Source organism: Pseudomonas sp. A25(2017), assembly GCF_002001065.1.
In the GTDB taxonomy this organism is placed as follows: domain Bacteria; phylum Pseudomonadota; class Gammaproteobacteria; order Pseudomonadales; family Pseudomonadaceae; genus Aquipseudomonas; species Aquipseudomonas kilonensis.
On the sequence record NZ_MUOA01000086.1, the window covers coordinates 1 to 15736 of the forward strand.

Annotated in this window: 14 protein-coding genes; 8 read left to right on the forward strand and 6 right to left on the reverse strand. The window is 60.5% G+C overall.

The genetic code is table 11. The features are described from left to right. Both B0E42_RS22175 and B0E42_RS22180 read right to left on the reverse strand, forming a co-directional pair. Positions 1–572: Pr6Pr family membrane protein (locus B0E42_RS22175; protein ID WP_139353202.1), on the reverse strand; the 572-nt coding region annotated here is incomplete at its 3' end. A gap of 3 nt (positions 573–575) precedes the next feature. Then, positions 576–806, reverse strand: a complete 231-nt coding sequence (locus B0E42_RS22180) for a VF530 family DNA-binding protein (protein WP_003205228.1) — start codon at positions 804–806, stop codon at positions 576–578. A gap of 509 nt (positions 807–1315) precedes the next feature. Here B0E42_RS22180 and B0E42_RS22185 point away from each other — a divergent pair. Continuing rightward, positions 1316–3730 (forward strand): glucose/quinate/shikimate family membrane-bound PQQ-dependent dehydrogenase, encoded by a 2415-nt coding sequence (locus tag B0E42_RS22185; RefSeq protein ID WP_077507437.1) that lies wholly within the window; start codon positions 1316–1318, stop codon positions 3728–3730. A gap of 193 nt (positions 3731–3923) precedes the next feature. Here B0E42_RS22185 and purT read toward each other — a convergent pair whose 3' ends face one another. From purT to B0E42_RS22205, 4 genes are all read right to left on the reverse strand, one after another. Next, complete coding sequence (gene purT / locus B0E42_RS22190) at positions 3924–5105, reverse strand: formate-dependent phosphoribosylglycinamide formyltransferase (RefSeq protein WP_018603333.1); 1182 nt, start codon at positions 5103–5105, stop codon at positions 3924–3926. Positions 5106–5195: 90 nt separating this feature from the next. Continuing rightward, positions 5196–5663, reverse strand: a complete 468-nt coding sequence (locus B0E42_RS22195; protein ID WP_077507439.1) for a preQ0 transporter — start codon at positions 5661–5663, stop codon at positions 5196–5198. A gap of 211 nt (positions 5664–5874) precedes the next feature. Beyond that, a complete protein-coding gene (locus B0E42_RS22200) occupies positions 5875–6660 on the reverse strand; it encodes a siderophore-interacting protein (RefSeq protein WP_077507441.1) in 786 nt (261 codons plus the stop codon). Beyond that, positions 6657–7235, reverse strand: a complete 579-nt coding sequence (locus tag B0E42_RS22205; protein ID WP_053189792.1) for a PadR family transcriptional regulator — start codon at positions 7233–7235, stop codon at positions 6657–6659. Before B0E42_RS22205 ends, B0E42_RS22200 begins: the two co-directional genes overlap by 4 nt. 426 nt (positions 7236–7661) lie before the next feature. Here B0E42_RS22205 and B0E42_RS22210 point away from each other — a divergent pair, with 426 nt between their 5' ends. The 7 genes from B0E42_RS22210 (at position 7662) to B0E42_RS22240 (ending at position 15724) form a co-directional block, all read left to right on the forward strand. After that, positions 7662–8147, forward strand: coding sequence for a CS1 type fimbrial major subunit (locus tag B0E42_RS22210; protein WP_018603314.1), 486 nt, complete (start codon positions 7662–7664; stop codon positions 8145–8147). Between the two features lie 125 nt (positions 8148–8272). Continuing rightward, positions 8273–10804, forward strand: a complete 2532-nt coding sequence (locus B0E42_RS22215) for a CS1-pili formation C-terminal domain-containing protein (protein ID WP_077507443.1) — start codon at positions 8273–8275, stop codon at positions 10802–10804. Between the two features lie 313 nt (positions 10805–11117). Beyond that, positions 11118–12365: a hypothetical protein gene (locus tag B0E42_RS22220; RefSeq protein ID WP_077507445.1), complete on the forward strand. Its 1248-nt coding sequence runs from the start codon at positions 11118–11120 to the stop codon at positions 12363–12365. Positions 12366–12427: 62 nt separating this feature from the next. Continuing rightward, positions 12428–13660: a hypothetical protein gene (locus B0E42_RS22225; RefSeq protein WP_053181620.1), complete on the forward strand. Its 1233-nt coding sequence runs from the start codon at positions 12428–12430 to the stop codon at positions 13658–13660. Between the two features lie 60 nt (positions 13661–13720). After that, complete coding sequence (locus B0E42_RS22230; protein ID WP_033062484.1) at positions 13721–14464, forward strand: pilus assembly protein; 744 nt, start codon at positions 13721–13723, stop codon at positions 14462–14464. 59 nt (positions 14465–14523) lie between these two features. Then, positions 14524–15006 (forward strand): CS1 type fimbrial major subunit, encoded by a 483-nt coding sequence (locus B0E42_RS22235; RefSeq protein ID WP_033062482.1) that lies wholly within the window; start codon positions 14524–14526, stop codon positions 15004–15006. A gap of 223 nt (positions 15007–15229) precedes the next feature. Further along, positions 15230–15724: a hypothetical protein gene (locus B0E42_RS22240; RefSeq protein ID WP_033062481.1), complete on the forward strand. Its 495-nt coding sequence runs from the start codon at positions 15230–15232 to the stop codon at positions 15722–15724. Positions 15725–15736: the final 12 nt, after the last annotated feature.

Here is a 15736-nt window from a genome sequence, read left to right on the forward strand (position 1 = left end):
CCTATTGGTGGCTCTACGTGCCCAAAGGCGGCTTGCGCCTGGGCCACATCGATGAAAGGGTAGGGGTAAGCCGCCAATAGATCCCCGCGCAGCAGGACGTAGGTGAAGTACACCAAGGGGTAGATCACCCAAAGCCCGATGTGGCCCAGGCGCAAGCCGCCTTTGGGCACGTAGAGCCACCAATAGGCGATGTACAGCAAGGGCACCACGTCGTGCAGCAACTCATCGGCCACGAACTGCCAGCCTTCGGGCTGCCAGAGGTGGCGCAGCAGCAGGTTGTAGGCCAGGCCGACCAGGGCGATGCTCACGGCGACGCCGCTGCGTGTACTGGGCCGTAGGAACCAGCGTCGGGTCGGGGATTGGCGGTGGGTCAATTCCCAGGTCAGGACGACCGCCACCAACAGGTTGGTCAGTACCGTGAAGAAGCTGAAGAAACTCACCAGCCCGCCCAGCAGGCTCGCGTCCAGTTTCCAGCGACCCAGCAGGATCAGGTACAGCTGGATGCTCAATCCCACCCAGCCCAGCAGTGCCGTCACCGATACGAAGCGCTGACGACCCTTGTCAATCCCCATGACTCAGACCGGCCGTTTAGTGCGCATCAACTTGATGTACAGGCGCTCGACCTTCTCCCGCGCCCACGGCGTCTTGCGCAGGAAGGTCAGGCTCGACTTGATGCTCGGGTCGCTCTTGAAGCAACGGATGTCGATGCGTTCGGCCAGGCCCGACCATTCGTAGTGCTGCACGAGGGCGTTGAGGATCTGCTCCAGCGTCACGCCGTGCAGCGGGTTGTTGTTGGGTTCGGTCATGGGAGGCCTTCGCGCTAAAGGTGTAAAGCCGCGCACCTTAGCCGAGGTGCCCCTTTGGTGGAAGCATAGCCTTCATCATGGCCGTCAGCGCCAGGCGCACTGTTACCGAATCCGAGATGATTCATGTCAGCAAAAGCTCTTTCTCTATTGAGAGCAGGACATTATCCTTGCGCCGCCTGCTGAAACGCTTCTTCTGTTGTGCCGAAGCCTCTGCGTCCAGCTTATTACCTGCTGAAAAATCTAAGAATGCTCGATGTCCAGACTCCGAAAGACAGCGCTGTCTTTTGGCGTATGACGAACGACTTTCTGTGGGTGCGGGCTTGCTCGCGAAGGCGATTTCACATCCGGCATAAAAGTCGCCTGACATGCCTCTTTCGCGAGCAAGCCCGCTCCCACAATGGTCCGCGTACACCCAATTACTTTTTTCAACTGAACCATGCCCCCGCAAGATCGTCATCTACAGTGACTACTTGCGCGGGACTCCTTAAAACGTCACGGAGAAACACACTATGAGCACTGAAGGTGCTTTGAGTCGAAGCCGTCTGCTACCGAGTTTGCTCGGCATTCTGCTTCTATTGATGGGCCTGGTCCTGTTGGCCGGGGGAGTCAAGCTGAGCACGCTTGGCGGCTCGTTGTACTACCTGCTGGCCGGTCTCGGCCTGGCGCTGACCGGCGTGCTGCTGATCATGGCCCGTCGCGCGGCCCTGGGCCTGTACGCGCTGGTGCTGTTCGCCAGCACCGTGTGGGCATTGTGGGAAGTGGGCCTGGACTGGTGGCAACTGGTGCCGCGCCTGGCGATGCTGTTTGCCTTGGGCATTGTCATGTTGCTGCCGTGGTTCCGTCGCCCGCTGTTGACCGCCGATGCCTCGTCCGTGGGTACCCGCGCATTGGGCGCAGCCGTGGTCATCGCCGGTGTTGCCGCGCTCGCCAGCCAGTTCACCAACCCGGGTGAAATCAAGGGCCAACTGGACCGCGACAGCGTGCCGGGCATGGCCAACACCGCACCGGCCATGCCGGACGGCGACTGGAACTCCTACGGGCGCAGTGCCCATGGCGACCGCTATTCGCCGCTGGCGCAGATCACTCCCGAGAACGTCAGCAAACTGGTGCCGGCCTGGACCTATCGCACCGGCGACCTGCCAGGGCCGAACGATCCGGGTGAAACCACTGCCGAAAACACCCCGCTGAAGGCCAACGGCATGCTCTACGTGTGCACGCCTCACAGCCAGGTGATTGCCCTGGAGCCTGAAACCGGCAAGGAAATCTGGCGTTTCGATCCGAAGCTTTCCACGCAAAAAGCGCAGAACTTCAAGGGTTGGGCCCACATGACCTGCCGTGGCGTGACCTATCACGATGACGCCGCGTACGCCTCTGCCGAGCAGAGCCCCACCGGTGCCGCCAGCACCACGCCGGCCAGCAGCGTATGCCCACGGCGGATCTTCCTGCCGACCGCCGACACCCGTCTGATCGCCCTCAACGCCGACACCGGCAAGATGTGCGAAGACTTCGGCGACAAGGGCCAGGTCGACCTGACCGCCAACATCGGCGGCTTCACGGCCGGCGGTTACTACTCCACGTCGCCACCGGCGGTCACCCAGAACCTGGTGGTGATCGGCGGCCACGTCACCGATAACGTCTCCACTGACGAGCCCAGCGGTGTCATCCGTGCCTACGACGTGCACACCGGCCAGCTGGTGTGGAACTGGGACAGCGGCAACCCGGACGACACCACGCCGATTGCCGAGGGCAAGACCTACACCCGCAACTCGCCGAACATGTGGTCCATGTTCAGCGTCGATGAAAAACTCGGCATGCTCTACCTGCCGATGGGCAACCAGACCCCCGATCAGTTCGGTGGTTTGCGCACACCGGAATCGGAAAAATACGCCGCTGGCCTGACCGCCCTGGACATCGCCACTGGTAAGGTGCGCTGGTACTTCCAGTTCACTCATCACGACCTGTGGGACATGGACGTCGGCGGTCAACCGACCCTGATGGACCTGAAGACCGCCGATGGCGTGAAACCCGCTGTATTGGCCTCGACCAAGCAGGGCAGCCTCTATGTGCTGGACCGCAGCAATGGCCAGCCGATCGTGCCGATCAAGGAAATCCCTGTGCCGCAAGGCGCGGTGGAAGGCGACCACACCTCGCCGACCCAACCGATGTCCGACCTGAACTTCGTGCCGCCGGTCCTCAAGGAAAGCGACATGTGGGGCGTGACCCCGTTCGACCAGATGCTCTGCCGGATCGACTTCAAGTCGCTGCGTTATGACGGCATGTTCACGCCGCCGTCGCTGCAAGGCTCGATCGTCTACCCAGGCAACTTCGGCGTGTTCGACTGGGGCGGCATTTCGGTGGACCCGGTGCGCCAGATCGCCTTCGTCAACCCGAGCTACATGGCGTTCAAGTCGAAGCTGGTGCCAGCGGCCGAAGTGGCGGGTGGCCCGGGGCGCAAGAGCGAAACCGAAGGCGTGCAGCCGAACAAGGGCGCGCCATATGGGGTGATCCTCGAAGCGCTGCTCTCGCCAATGGGCCTGCCTTGCCAGGCGCCTGCGTGGGGTTATGTGGCGGCCGTGGACCTGACCACCAACAAGACCCTGTGGAAGCACAAGAACGGCACCGTGCGCGACAGCTCGCCGGTACCGATCCCGCTGAGCATGGGCGTCCCGAGCCTGGGTGGCCCCTTCACCACCGCCAGCGGCCTGGCGTTCCTGAGCGGCACCCTCGACCAGTACTTGCGTGCCTATGACGTGAAGAACGGCAAGCAACTGTGGGAAGGCCGCCTGCCCGCCGGCGCCCAGACCACGCCGATGACCTACACCGGCAAGGACGGCAAGCAATACGTGCTGGTTGTTGCCGGTGGTCACGGTTCCCTGGGCACCAAGCAGGGCGATTATGTGATCGCCTACAAACTGCCGGATTAAGCTCAACCGGCGACCATGAAAAAGGCGACACCCTTGCGGGTGTCGCCTTTTTTAATACCCGGATGTCACCCCAGTTAACCGTGGGAGCAAAGCTTGCTCGCGATGCTGACGCCTTGGTCTTCAGGTGGCCCGCGTTATCGTTCATCGCGGGCAAGCCTTGCTCCCACAGGTCACCATGGGCAAGCGATCTTGTTTACAGTTCGATCTTGACGGCCTGGGAAGCGCGGGTCGCCTTGGCGCGGGCGGCTTCGATGGATTCGTCGCGGGCCAGGGCCACGCCCAGGCGGCGCTGGCCGTTGACTTCCGGTTTGCCGAACAGGCGCAGGGCGGTGTCCGGTTCACTCAGGGCCGCGCCCAGGTTGGCGAAAGCGGTCTGGGTCGATTGGCCTTCCACCAGGATCACCGCCGAGGCCGAAGGGCCGAACTGACGGATCAGCGGGATCGGCAGGCCGAGAATGGCGCGGGCATGCAGGGCGAATTGCGACAGGTCCTGGGAGATCAGCGTCACCAGGCCGGTGTCGTGTGGGCGCGGCGAGACTTCGCTGAACCACACCTGGTCACCCTTGATGAACAGCTCGACGCCAAACAGGCCGCGACCACCCAGGGCCTCGGTCACTGCCTTGGCGACGCGCTCGGATTCGGCCAGGGCCACCGGGCTCATGGCTTGTGGCTGCCAGGATTCCTGATAGTCGCCCTTTTCCTGACGGTGGCCGACCGGTGCGCAGAAGGTCGTGCCGCCGACGTGACGCACGGTGAGCAGAGTGATTTCGTAGTCGAAATCGATGAAACCTTCGATGATCACCCGGCCCTTGCCAGCACGGCCGCCTTCCTGGGCGTAGTCCCAGGCTTTTTGCACGTCATCGGTACTGCGCAGCAGGCTCTGGCCCTTGCCCGAGGAACTCATCACCGGCTTGACCACGCACGGGAAACCCAGGGTTTCCACGGCCTTGCGGTAGTCTTCCACGGTGTCGGCGAAGAAGTACGGCGAGGTCGGCAGGCCCAGTTCTTCGGCGGCCAGGCGACGGATGCCTTCACGGTTCATGGTCAGTTGCGCGGCGCGGGCGGTGGGGATCACGGTGAAGCCTTCGGCTTCCAGTTCCACCAGGGTGGCGGTGGCGATGGCTTCGATTTCCGGCACGATGAAATGCGGCTTCTCGGCCTCGATCACCGCACGCAGGGCAGCACCGTCGAGCATGTTGATCACATGGCTGCGGTGGGCCACTTGCATGGCCGGCGCGTTGGCGTAGCGGTCCACGGCAATCACCTCGACGCCCAGGCGCTGCAGTTCGATTACCACTTCCTTGCCCAGCTCACCGCTGCCACACAACAAAACGCGGGTCGCGGTGGGCGACAATGGGGTTCCGATACGGGTCATCTGAAGGTCCTCAAACAGGAGCGGATCATCGGGGCGCGCGCCGGGCGAGCTTCCCATGGGGAGAAAACGCGGCATTTTACATGAACCGCGTCAGCCGGCGACGGCCTGTTTGCGCAGACGCCAGGCCATGATCAGCCAGACGGCGGTGACCCCGGCGAATTTCGAGAGCAGGGCGGTGATCACCACGGCGGGCGTCAGGGCGTCGATCAGGCCGAAGAAGATGAACGTGTCCAGGGGAATGCTCAGGGCCGAACTGATCCACAACCGATCATGCAGTGGGCGCTTGGTGATGGTGAACACCAGCCAATCGATGCATTCGGACACGGCGAACGCCGTGGCGCTGGCCAGGGCGATGGTTGGGTCCGAGGTGACGTAGGACAACACCAGCGCCACCAGCATCGCCGCGATGGCGCCGTGGCCGAAACGGGTCTGCACCATGTCCCGCAGGATAAACACCAGGCCGCCCCAGGCCGACCAGATGATGTCCAGGTGCGGCGCGGCGGAAAACGCGAAGTTGATCAGCACGACGCTGCTGATGTAGGCGAGCAGGAAAAGCATGGGGCGGGGTACCTGGTGGAATGTTGATCAAGACATTAAAGGACAGCGATGGCCCTGTGGGAGCAAAGCTTGCTCGCGAAACAGGCGACTCGATTTCTGAAAGACCGCATCGTCCTCATCGCGGGCAAGCCTTGCTCCCACAGAAGCCTTGCTCCCAAAGAGGGTTGTGTTCAGTCAGCGGGTGCAGGGTACTTCAGCCACCGCCCGTCCCTCAATCGTCCTCACTGTCATCCAGCTTCCAATACCCCACCGCCTTCACAAAGTCCTGGTCCAGGCCTTTCTCTTCCAGCAACACCTTGCGAATCTGCCGCGACACCTTGCTCTCGGTCGCGACCCAGGCGTACAGCTTGCCGCCGGGCATGTCCAGCTGTTGCACGGTGCGCAGCAGGTTGTCCTGGCGCCCCTCGCGCAGCACCCAGATCACGTGCACCTGCGCCGGGCTTTGGAGAATCTGCTGCTCGGCGCCGTTTTCCACTTCCACCACCACCAGGGCACGCCGGTTGGGCGCCAGGCCTTCGAGGCGACGGGCGATGGCGGGCAGGGCGGTTTCGTCGCCGATCAGCAGGTAGCTGTCGAAGATGTCCGGCACGATCATCGAGCCCCGTGGCCCGGCGATGTAGAGGTATTGCCCGGGCGTTGCCTGGGCCGCCCAGGTTGCAGCGGGGCCGTCGCCGTGGAGCACGAAATCGATGTCCAGCTCCAGGGTATCGAGGTCATAGCGGCGCGGGGTGTAGTCGCGCATCTCGGGCATCGGGCCCTGGGCCTTGTCGATGCTGGGGCTGAAGTTTTCCAGAGCGGCGTGTTCCTCGGCGTTCTGCGGGAACAGCAATTTCACATGATCGTCCGTACCCAGGCTGGCGAACCCGGCCAGTTCCGGCCCGCCGACGGTGATGCGGCGCATGCGTGGGGTCAGGTCCTGCACCCGCAACACTTGCAGGCGACGGCGTTTGATCTCATGGCTGACACGATGAATAGTGTTTGGATCGACTTCGGTCATTGGCTTGACTCCGAGACAGGTGGACGGTCGGGGCCGTCGATGATGGCTTTGGCGGTGTCGTTGAGCAGGTCGCGCACCCGCCGGATTTCTTCCGGGCTCCAGTGGCCAGGGTGCTTTTGCAGGGCATGGCGCAGGTTATACACCGCTTCATGGATCTCCGGGGGACGATCATGGCCGCGCAATGTGCGCTTGCTGATTTCAATGCGCGTACGCACCTCATCCAGCACTTCGGCCTGCTTCTCCAGGGATAGACGTCCGGCATCGGTTACGCTGTAACACTTTTTTCCGTCTTCGACGCCGCAACTGATCATCGCGTTCATTTCCAGGAAGGTCAGGGTCGGATAGATCACACCGGGGCTGGGGCTGTAGGCACCCTCGAACATGTGCTCTATCCGGCGGATCAGGTCGTAGCCGTGGCATGGCTGCTCGGCAATCAGCGCCAGCAACAACACCTTCAAATCACCGGCGGCGAAGACCCGGGGGGCCCGGTTGCCACGCGAACCTGTCGGGCGTCGTTCGAAACCGTCGTGTTCGCGTTTGGAGGAAGAGTCGGAATGAGAATAAAGGGCGTTCATATGCTGTCTCCGTTCTGCATATAGATAGCACTCAGATATATCTTGAATAAAAGATATATCTTTTAACTTGATTGTTTTTCGCAAACTAAGATACATCTTGGTTTGGCGGCGGGTTACTTGGGTTCAGGAAAGGACCTTACCTGAATGCTCAATGTATGCGGGATGCGGCGGCATACATTTGTAATGATAAAAGTGGCGTAGGCTTAAAATGTGGGCTGTTTCTGACATCCAAACTTATGTTTTATCGAAAACTGCGTATTTTTCGCTCTTTCGTATATTGGATTTACTACAAGCCTATAGGAATCTTCCTGCTTTTTTTTAGTTAAAGAGCGCCGATCATGCTCGGCGTTGGAGGGCAAGCCAAATTGCGCTTGGTTTGCAAATTTCAACCTTTTCTCTTTATTGCTAAGAACAGGTGTTAACAACATGCTCAAACAACTCGTATCCAGTACTGCCCTGGTCGCCGCCGCCCTGGGTTCTTCGCTGGCATTTGCTGCCGATGATGCTCGCTCGTCGATCCACATCACTGCGAACATCCCGACCCAGCAGTTCCATGTGCAGCCACGCAACCCTGACTTCGGTAAAGACGAAGTCATGAGCTACAACACGGTCAGCGGCACCTTGACTTCGTTGCGCCAGACCTACGACGTGAAAAACACCGAAGGTTCGGTAAACGCCTATATCGAAGGCGGCCCGGCCGCGCTGTACAACGGCAGCAACTCCATCGCCCTGACCACCGCCTTCAACGGCGTCACCCTGACCGCCATACCGCAGGAAGTGGTGGACGATGCGACCTCCACGCCAGGCACCCAGGCCGACATGACCATCGTCGCGGCCAGGCCCCTGGACACCCAGAACGGCCTGTACACCGCTGACATGACCGTCATCTTCGACGCCGTGCCGCGCCCGTAAGGCCATTCGCTGCCCGGTGAGTCTCTCCTCGCCCATGGGCATCGCCGCAGGCCGACCGGCCCTCCCCAGCCGGTCGGCCTGTACCTGAAACGCCCCGATAGCACGCTGAATATGAGAATCCGTTGATGTTTCCGATGACACCCATCGCAGGTGCGCTCGCGCTATTTTTGTGCGCGACAGCATTGGCCGCGCCAATCGCCCCCGGTACGACGCCAAGAAGCCTGTTGTCCCAGGCCAAGGGCCTGCCGGCGGAGTTTGAAGCCCACTTCTTCGATGTGCCACTCGCGGTTCGTATAGAACTCAATCAGCAGTATCTCGGCGAAGCCATGGTGGTCTTGACGCGAGATGATCGCATTACCTTGCTGGAATTCACCGAAACGCAAGACAGCACGATAAAGGCCGTCGAGCGCGAACAATGGGAGCAACGCCTCAAGCAGGGACAAGTGCTGGGCGCGTGTGAAACCAACTGCACCGGCGGGCTGTTGGCCGTGCATTACAGCCTCGAGAATTCATTGGTGTCGATCCTGACCCAGGATGTCGAGCGCGCAACTGAAGCCAAGCGTTTCTACGATCAGCCGGAAGGCGGCAGCCTCGGCCTGATCTTCAATAACCAACTCAATATCAACGGTGGCCAGAAACAGGACACCGGTGGGCGGTATGGCCTCAATGCCAGTTCCAGCGTGGGTAACTGGAGCCAGTCGCTGGACCTTCAGCTCTCGCGTCTTGGCGGGCCGGACGACAAGCTCTACCACGCCGTCCATGAGCTCTATACCCAACGGGAAATGGAAGGCAATTTCTTCCGCCTGGGTTACTTCACGCCCGGTTCCGATGGCTTGAATCGCCAGATCCGTTCGTTCGGCGCCAACCCGGACACCGCGCTGGGGGTGATGTACGGCAGCTCCGACAGCCTGGTGATCGACAATCCCAAGCCCAGCGTCTACCCCATTTATGTCACCGCCAGCCGCCAGGCGTCGGTGGAAATTTATCGCAGCGGCCTGCTGATCAATACCCAGGCCGTCAGCGCTGGCTTGCAGAGCCTGGACACCCGCCCGTTGCCCGGCGGTATCTATGAAGTGGAAGTGCGGCTGATTGAAGATGGGCAAACCACCGCCACCAGCCAGGAGCTGGTCTACAAGCCCAACAACTGGAACAGTACCGAGGACCGCTGGCGCTACAACCTGTTCGCCGGTCGCGAAACCCGGCTGTGGAGCAACTGGGAAGATCAGCCCTCGGGTTTCACGACCGCCGGCATCGGCGTCAACTACCTGCTGCACCCACGGGTGATCCTCGGTGCGTCCACGCGCCAGGTGCAGGACAAACTGCAAGTGGGCACTTCGATCGACTGGACGCTCGCCAGCAACACCAGCCTGTACGCCAACGTCTACCAGACCCAGCAGTACGGCACCGGCATGGACTTGCAAGGCCTGTACAGCTACGGCCATGGCAGCATCGTCGCCAGTCACAACCGCAGTTGGCTCGACACCCGCAACACCTACGAAACCTTGTCGGACGGCACCCGTGTCCGCCAGCGCAACGTCTACGTCGGCCAGACCAGCAATTCATCGCTGTCGGTCAATCATCGCTTGAGCAACAAGAACTCCATCAACGGCCGGTTGGCCTACAGCGAAGGCAACGTCCAGGGCACCGGCCTGGACTTGGGCTGGACCCAGCGCACCACGCTGCGTGGCAGCGATGCCAACTGGCGGCTGTCGGTGTTCGACCGCCCCGGCACTTCGAGCACCGCCGACAAGCGCAACCGTGGCCTGGACCTGAGCCTCAGCGTCGCCTTGGGCGGGCCGGGCGAATACTGGTCGGGCAGCGTCGGCACCCGCACTTCGCGCGATGGCGCGCGGGACAACAATGCCTCGGTTTCGTATCGCCGCGACTTGGAAGACCACGTCTTGCAAAGCGTCTCCGCCACGGCGCTGGCCGACACCTATGGCGTCGGGCTGTCGGGTATCGCCAGCTTCATGACCGAGTCGATGTACGGCGATGGCTTCATCCAGCGTTCCTCCTACAACGACAACCTCACCGGCGGTTTGAACCTGAGCAGCACGGTGGCGGTGGGCGGGCAGAAAGCCGCCTTCACCGGCGTGCCCCAGGGGCGCGGTGCCGGCATGATCGTCGACGTGGAAACCGACCTGGACGACATCATCCTGCGGGCCGACGACTTGACCGGCGGCAGCACCACCTTGCACCCGGGCCGCAATTTCGTGCCGATCACCGCCTACAAGAACAGCATGGTGACCTTCGATTTCGACGGCGTGCATCCGCCGGCGGCGAACATCGAGCCGTCCCGCACCCGTTATCACCTGAACAAGGGCGGGGTGGATTACCGCAAGATCAGTGTGCTGAGAACCGTGACCGTGCTGGGTCGTCTGTTGGACGAACAGGGGGAACCGCTCAAGGGCCATCACGTGATCAACCACGCCAGTCGCGGTGTCAGCGAGGCGGACGGGTTCTTCTCCATGGAAATGAATGCCGGCTCGCCCACCCTGGAGGTGCGTTATGGCAGCGAGTTGTTCTGCCGGTTCCGCCTCGACCCGGACAACGCGAGCCGCGAAGGCGATGTGCTGATGATCGGTGACTTGCGCTGCACGCCGGACACCCTGGCCGATACGACGCTGGCCGAGACCGGGACGAAACAGCGCTCATGAGACCGTGGGAGCAAAGCTTGCTCCTGAAACTGTGGGAGTAAAGCTTGCTCCTGAAACTGTGGGAGCAAAGCTTGCTCCTGAAACTGTGGGAGCAAAGCTTGCTCCTGAAACTGTGGGAGTAAAGCTTGCTCCTGAAACTGTGGGAGTAAAGCTTGCTCCTGAAACTGTGGGAGCAAAGCTTGCTCGCGATGAACGATAACGCTGTTCACCTGAAGAGCGAGGCGCCTGCATCGCGGGCAAGCCTTGCTCCCACAAGTGAATTGCTCACCTACCTATTTGCAGCGATTTGTCTTGATTGTATGAGGTTGTATAAATGAAACCCTTATCGGTTGCAGTGCGCAGCGTGGTCTCGGTGTTGTTGTTTGCGTGCGCGCCTGCGGCCAATGCCTTGACCCAGGATATCAGCGCTCTGTTCAGGCCTGACCCATCGAAACCCAATGAGAATACCTTTCTCAATACCACGCCTATCAGTGGTTACTGCGCAGATAGACCGTCGGACTGCAGGGCGACAGGAATGTTCAGCGTTCGATTACGTCTCTCTGCCAATACGATCAGTCCTATCCAGGCGAATCATGAAGATCCTCGGCAAGGTGCGATGTTTAAAGTGCCTGCCAGTTGGCGTCCGGTACAAGTTACCCATACGGGGACGGGCGAAATAGAAACTGTTGAAGTGCGCTGGTCCGGCTTTGGGTCGAGACAATTGTTCTCCAATAGTGTGATCGAATTGGTAGGTGGCGGCGCGAGCGTTTGGGGAGCCCACCGGGCGTTATGGAGCGGTCTTGAATGGGTGTATGCGCCTTTGCCATGTCAATACAGCGGTGTTTCACTCTATAACATTACGAGTTATGCCTTTTTCTGGAAGGTGCCGACAGAAGGTGTGTGTGGGAAAACGGCCCGATACTTGATCCCTGCCATGAGCTACAACTATCTGGACTTTGCCTACGAGCTGCGCACCCCCAACCCACTGAAAATGTCGTCCGGCCAATACACCGGGTCGCTGACCTATAGCGTTGGGCCAGGGCAGGACATTGACATGGGCGATGTCATGATCCCCAACGATTCGGCGCTCACGCTCAACTTCAAGCTTGACGTCGAGCACACCCTCAAAGTCGAAGTCCCCCCCGGCGGCAACCGGGTCGAACTGGTCCCCCAGGAAGGCTGGCAATCCTGGCTGAACAGCGGCCACAAACCCACGCGGTTGTTCCGCGACCAACGCTTCCATATCTCCGCCTCTTCCCGTTTCAAGATGGCACTCGAATGCCAAACCGTCAGCGGCAATACCTGCGCGATCTCCGAAGCCGGCACCGGCCATGCCGTGCCAGTGGACGTCAGCGTGACCCTGCCCAATGGCTTGACCGACGCCGCCGGGCAACCGGTCAATCGTCGCCGGTTGCTGCGTGACGGCAGCGGTACCGAACTGTTCCAGCCGGGTTTCTACGTCGATCGTAGGCCGGGCACCCTGCACTTTGAAGTGGCCCGTAGCAGCGTCGAAGAGATGCTGGACAGCGGCGCCAAGGCCTACACCGGTTACGTCACGGTGATCTGGGATTCGGAAATTTAAAAAGGAGTGGCTTGGGCAGTCCGGGCCGATTTGAGGGTGAGGTAGAGATGAAGCAGTTACCAATGGCAGTGCAAGGCATGGTATCGGTGGTGGTGTTGACCTGTGTATCGACGGCTCATGCCGTCAGCAAGGATGTCAGCGCCATATTCAGGCCCGATCCCTCGAAGCCCAATGAAAACACCTTTCTCAATACCACCCCGGTCTCGGGTTATTGCGCGCTGTATCCGGCGGTCTGTGAGAGGGAAAAAATGTTCAGCATCCAGCTGCCCATTGCCTTCGAGTCTACCGGTCCCATTCAAGCCAATCATGGGGATTCCCGGCAAGGGGCGATGTTTGATGTGCCCGCCACTTGGCGCCTGGCACAGGTGATCCATACCGATACGGGCGAAACTGAAATCGTTCAAGTTCGTGTCTCCGGCATCGGTTCGCGCTACCGACTCCCTGTCAGCGTCATCAGTCTGGTGGGTGGCGGTGTGGATCTCACAACCGCCCATAACAGGTTATGGAGCGGCTCCAGTTTCAAGTACGCGCCTTCGCCCTGTCAGTCCACCCATTTCGGGACCATGAACGAGTACATCTATAACTTCTTTTGGAAGACGCCAACCGAGGGGGTGTGTGCCAAAAAGGCCGCCTACTTGATCCCCAGCATTGCCTACCACTTCTTGGACTTCGCCTACGAACTGCGCACACCCAACCCCTTGAAGATGTCGTCCGGTCAATACCGGGGCTCGGTGAGCTATGGCGTTGGGCCGGGGCAGGACTTCGATATGGGTGACGTCATGCTCCCCAATGACTCGGTGATTACCCTCAATTTCAAACTCGACGTCGAGCACACCCTCAAGGTCGAAGTGCCCCCCGGCGGCAACCGCGTGGAACTGGTGCCCCCGGAAGGCTGGCAAGCCTGGCTGAACAGTGGGCGAAAACCGGCTCGGCTGTTTCGCGATCAACGCTTCCATATCTCGGCCTCGTCACGTTTCAAGATGGCCATCGAATGCCAGCACACCAGTGGCAATACCTGCGCGATCGCCGAAACCGGCACCGGCCACGCCGTGCCGGTGGATGTCAGCGTGACCCTGCCCGACGGCTTGACGGACAGCTCCGGGCAACCGGCCAACCGTCGCCGGTTGCTGCGTGACGGCAGCGGCACCGAACTGTTCCAGCCGGGTTTCTACGTCGATCGTAGGCCGGGCACCCTGCACTTTGAAGTGGCCCGTAGCAGCGTCGAAGAGATGCTGGACAGCGGCGCCAAGGCCTATACCGGCAACGTCACGGTGATCTGGGATTCGGAAGTCTGAGCGGCCTTGAGGCCAGCCATATTCAGTGAATTACGTTTAATGCATGAGGTTGAAAAAGTGATGAAGCATTTATGGGCATGGGTTGGGTTCTATCTGTTTTGCGGCATGGCCCAGGCCGGGCCGCAGATTGGTGTCGGGGTGGTCTACGACTACCTGGACGGCGACAAAAGCACCTACATGAAACGGGTGTTCAACGGCGGGACGTCCACGGCGTTCGTCAAGGTCAATATCCTGGAAATCATCTACAACGAGGACGGCACCTACCAGGAAGTGCCGCTGCAGAACCAGGCCAGTGCCCAGGCCAAGGACGGCCTGATGGCCAGCCCGGCGCGGCTGATCGTACCGGCCAACGGGGTGCAGGGCACGCGGTTGCTGTTCATGGGCAACCGCGACAAGGAGCGTTACTTCCGGGTGCGTTTCGTGCCGGTAGTGCCGGAAGCCGAAGACGAGTTCGCCATCAGCGCCGAAGAACGCGAGGAATATAAAAAGGAACGCGTGGCCGCCGGGGTCAAGATCCTGGCGGGTTACGGCACCGTGTTTTTCGTGCGGCCCAAGGACACCCGTTACGAGACAGTGATCGAGGACAGCGCCAGCCGCTACCAATTGCGTAACAACGGCAACACCGTGTTGGTGATCGATGAGTTCAAGGACTGCGTGGCGAAGAAAGACAACGACTGCAAGCCGACCACCAAGCATCACGTCAAGAGCGGCCAGAGCTTTGCGTTCGACAAGGAAGCGGGGCGTGAGTACCGCTTCACCCTGGTCGAAGGCAACCAGAAAAAGAACGTCGAGATCAAAGGTTGATGGCCGCCGTCGCCGAGCCGTCGTGGGTGCCAGAGGTAATCAAAATGTTCAAGACCAAAATGTTCAAGGCATTGATACGCCCCCTCGCATTGACTGCCCTGACGTTGCCCTGGGCTGCGGCCTGGGGCGCGGTCGAGCGGGAAACGTTCGAAGTCTACGTGACCATCCCGACGCTCGACTTCTATGTGCTGCCCCTCGACCCGCAATTGGTCCAACGCGAACAGCGCCTGCCCTTCAGCACCATCACCACCGACCTCAGCCCCTTGCGGGCGACCTACGAGGTGAAGAACAGCAACGGCGCCATCGGCGCACGTCTGGGGGAAGAGGCGTACCTGTCCAATGGGCGTGAGCGCATTGACTTGCGGGTGATGTTCAACAACGTCGTATTGACCCTGGATTCGGCCCAGGTGGTCTCGGCCACCGAAGCCCGGCCCGGGCGCCAGGTGCCGCTGGAAATCGCCGCCATCAAACCCGCTGACGACTACAAGCCCGGCGATTACTACGGCACGGTGCACATGGTGTTCGATGCGACTGCGCCGTAGAGCGAGCCAGCGCAAGTGCATGGAGTGGTAAGGCTCATGGAGTGGAGCATCTGCATGAAGCTCTGTGGCGAGGGAGCTTGCTCCCGCTCGGCTGCGCAGCAGTCGCAACGGTGGCATGGCTGAAGCGTTTTTCAGCGGGTTGAAAAGCGAGGGCGGCTTCGCCACCCAGCGGGAGCAAGCTCCCTCGCCACAGGTGCTATTAACTATAAAAAAGGAGTCAAACATGTTTAAAAAGAGGGTGTTCGTGACTGCTCTGGCTGTCGCGGCCTTGAATTCTTCGTGGGTAATGGCGGCCGATGATGCACGCTCGTCCATTCACATCACCGCCAACATTCCGAACAAGCAGTTTCATGTGCAGCCGCGGGATCCGGAGTTTGGCAGGAACGAAGTGATGCACTACAACCCTGTGACACAACGTCTGAGTATTGTGCGCCAGACCTTTGATGTAAAAAACACGGAAGGCTCCGTGCATGCCTATATCGAGGAAGGTCGGGCTTGGCTGAGCAACGGGACAAGTCAGATTGACCTGTGGGTAGCATTCAACCGGACGATGCTGAGCAGTGTGCCTCAGGAGGTGGTGGATGATGCTTCCTCCACGCCAGGCACCCAGGTCGAGATGCTTATCTATCCATCCAGTCGTCCTGGTGGAGAAGAACCAGGCCTATACACCGGGAGCTTCACTGTCATCTTCGATGCAGTCCCTCGCGTGACCCTGTAATCCAGAGCCCTT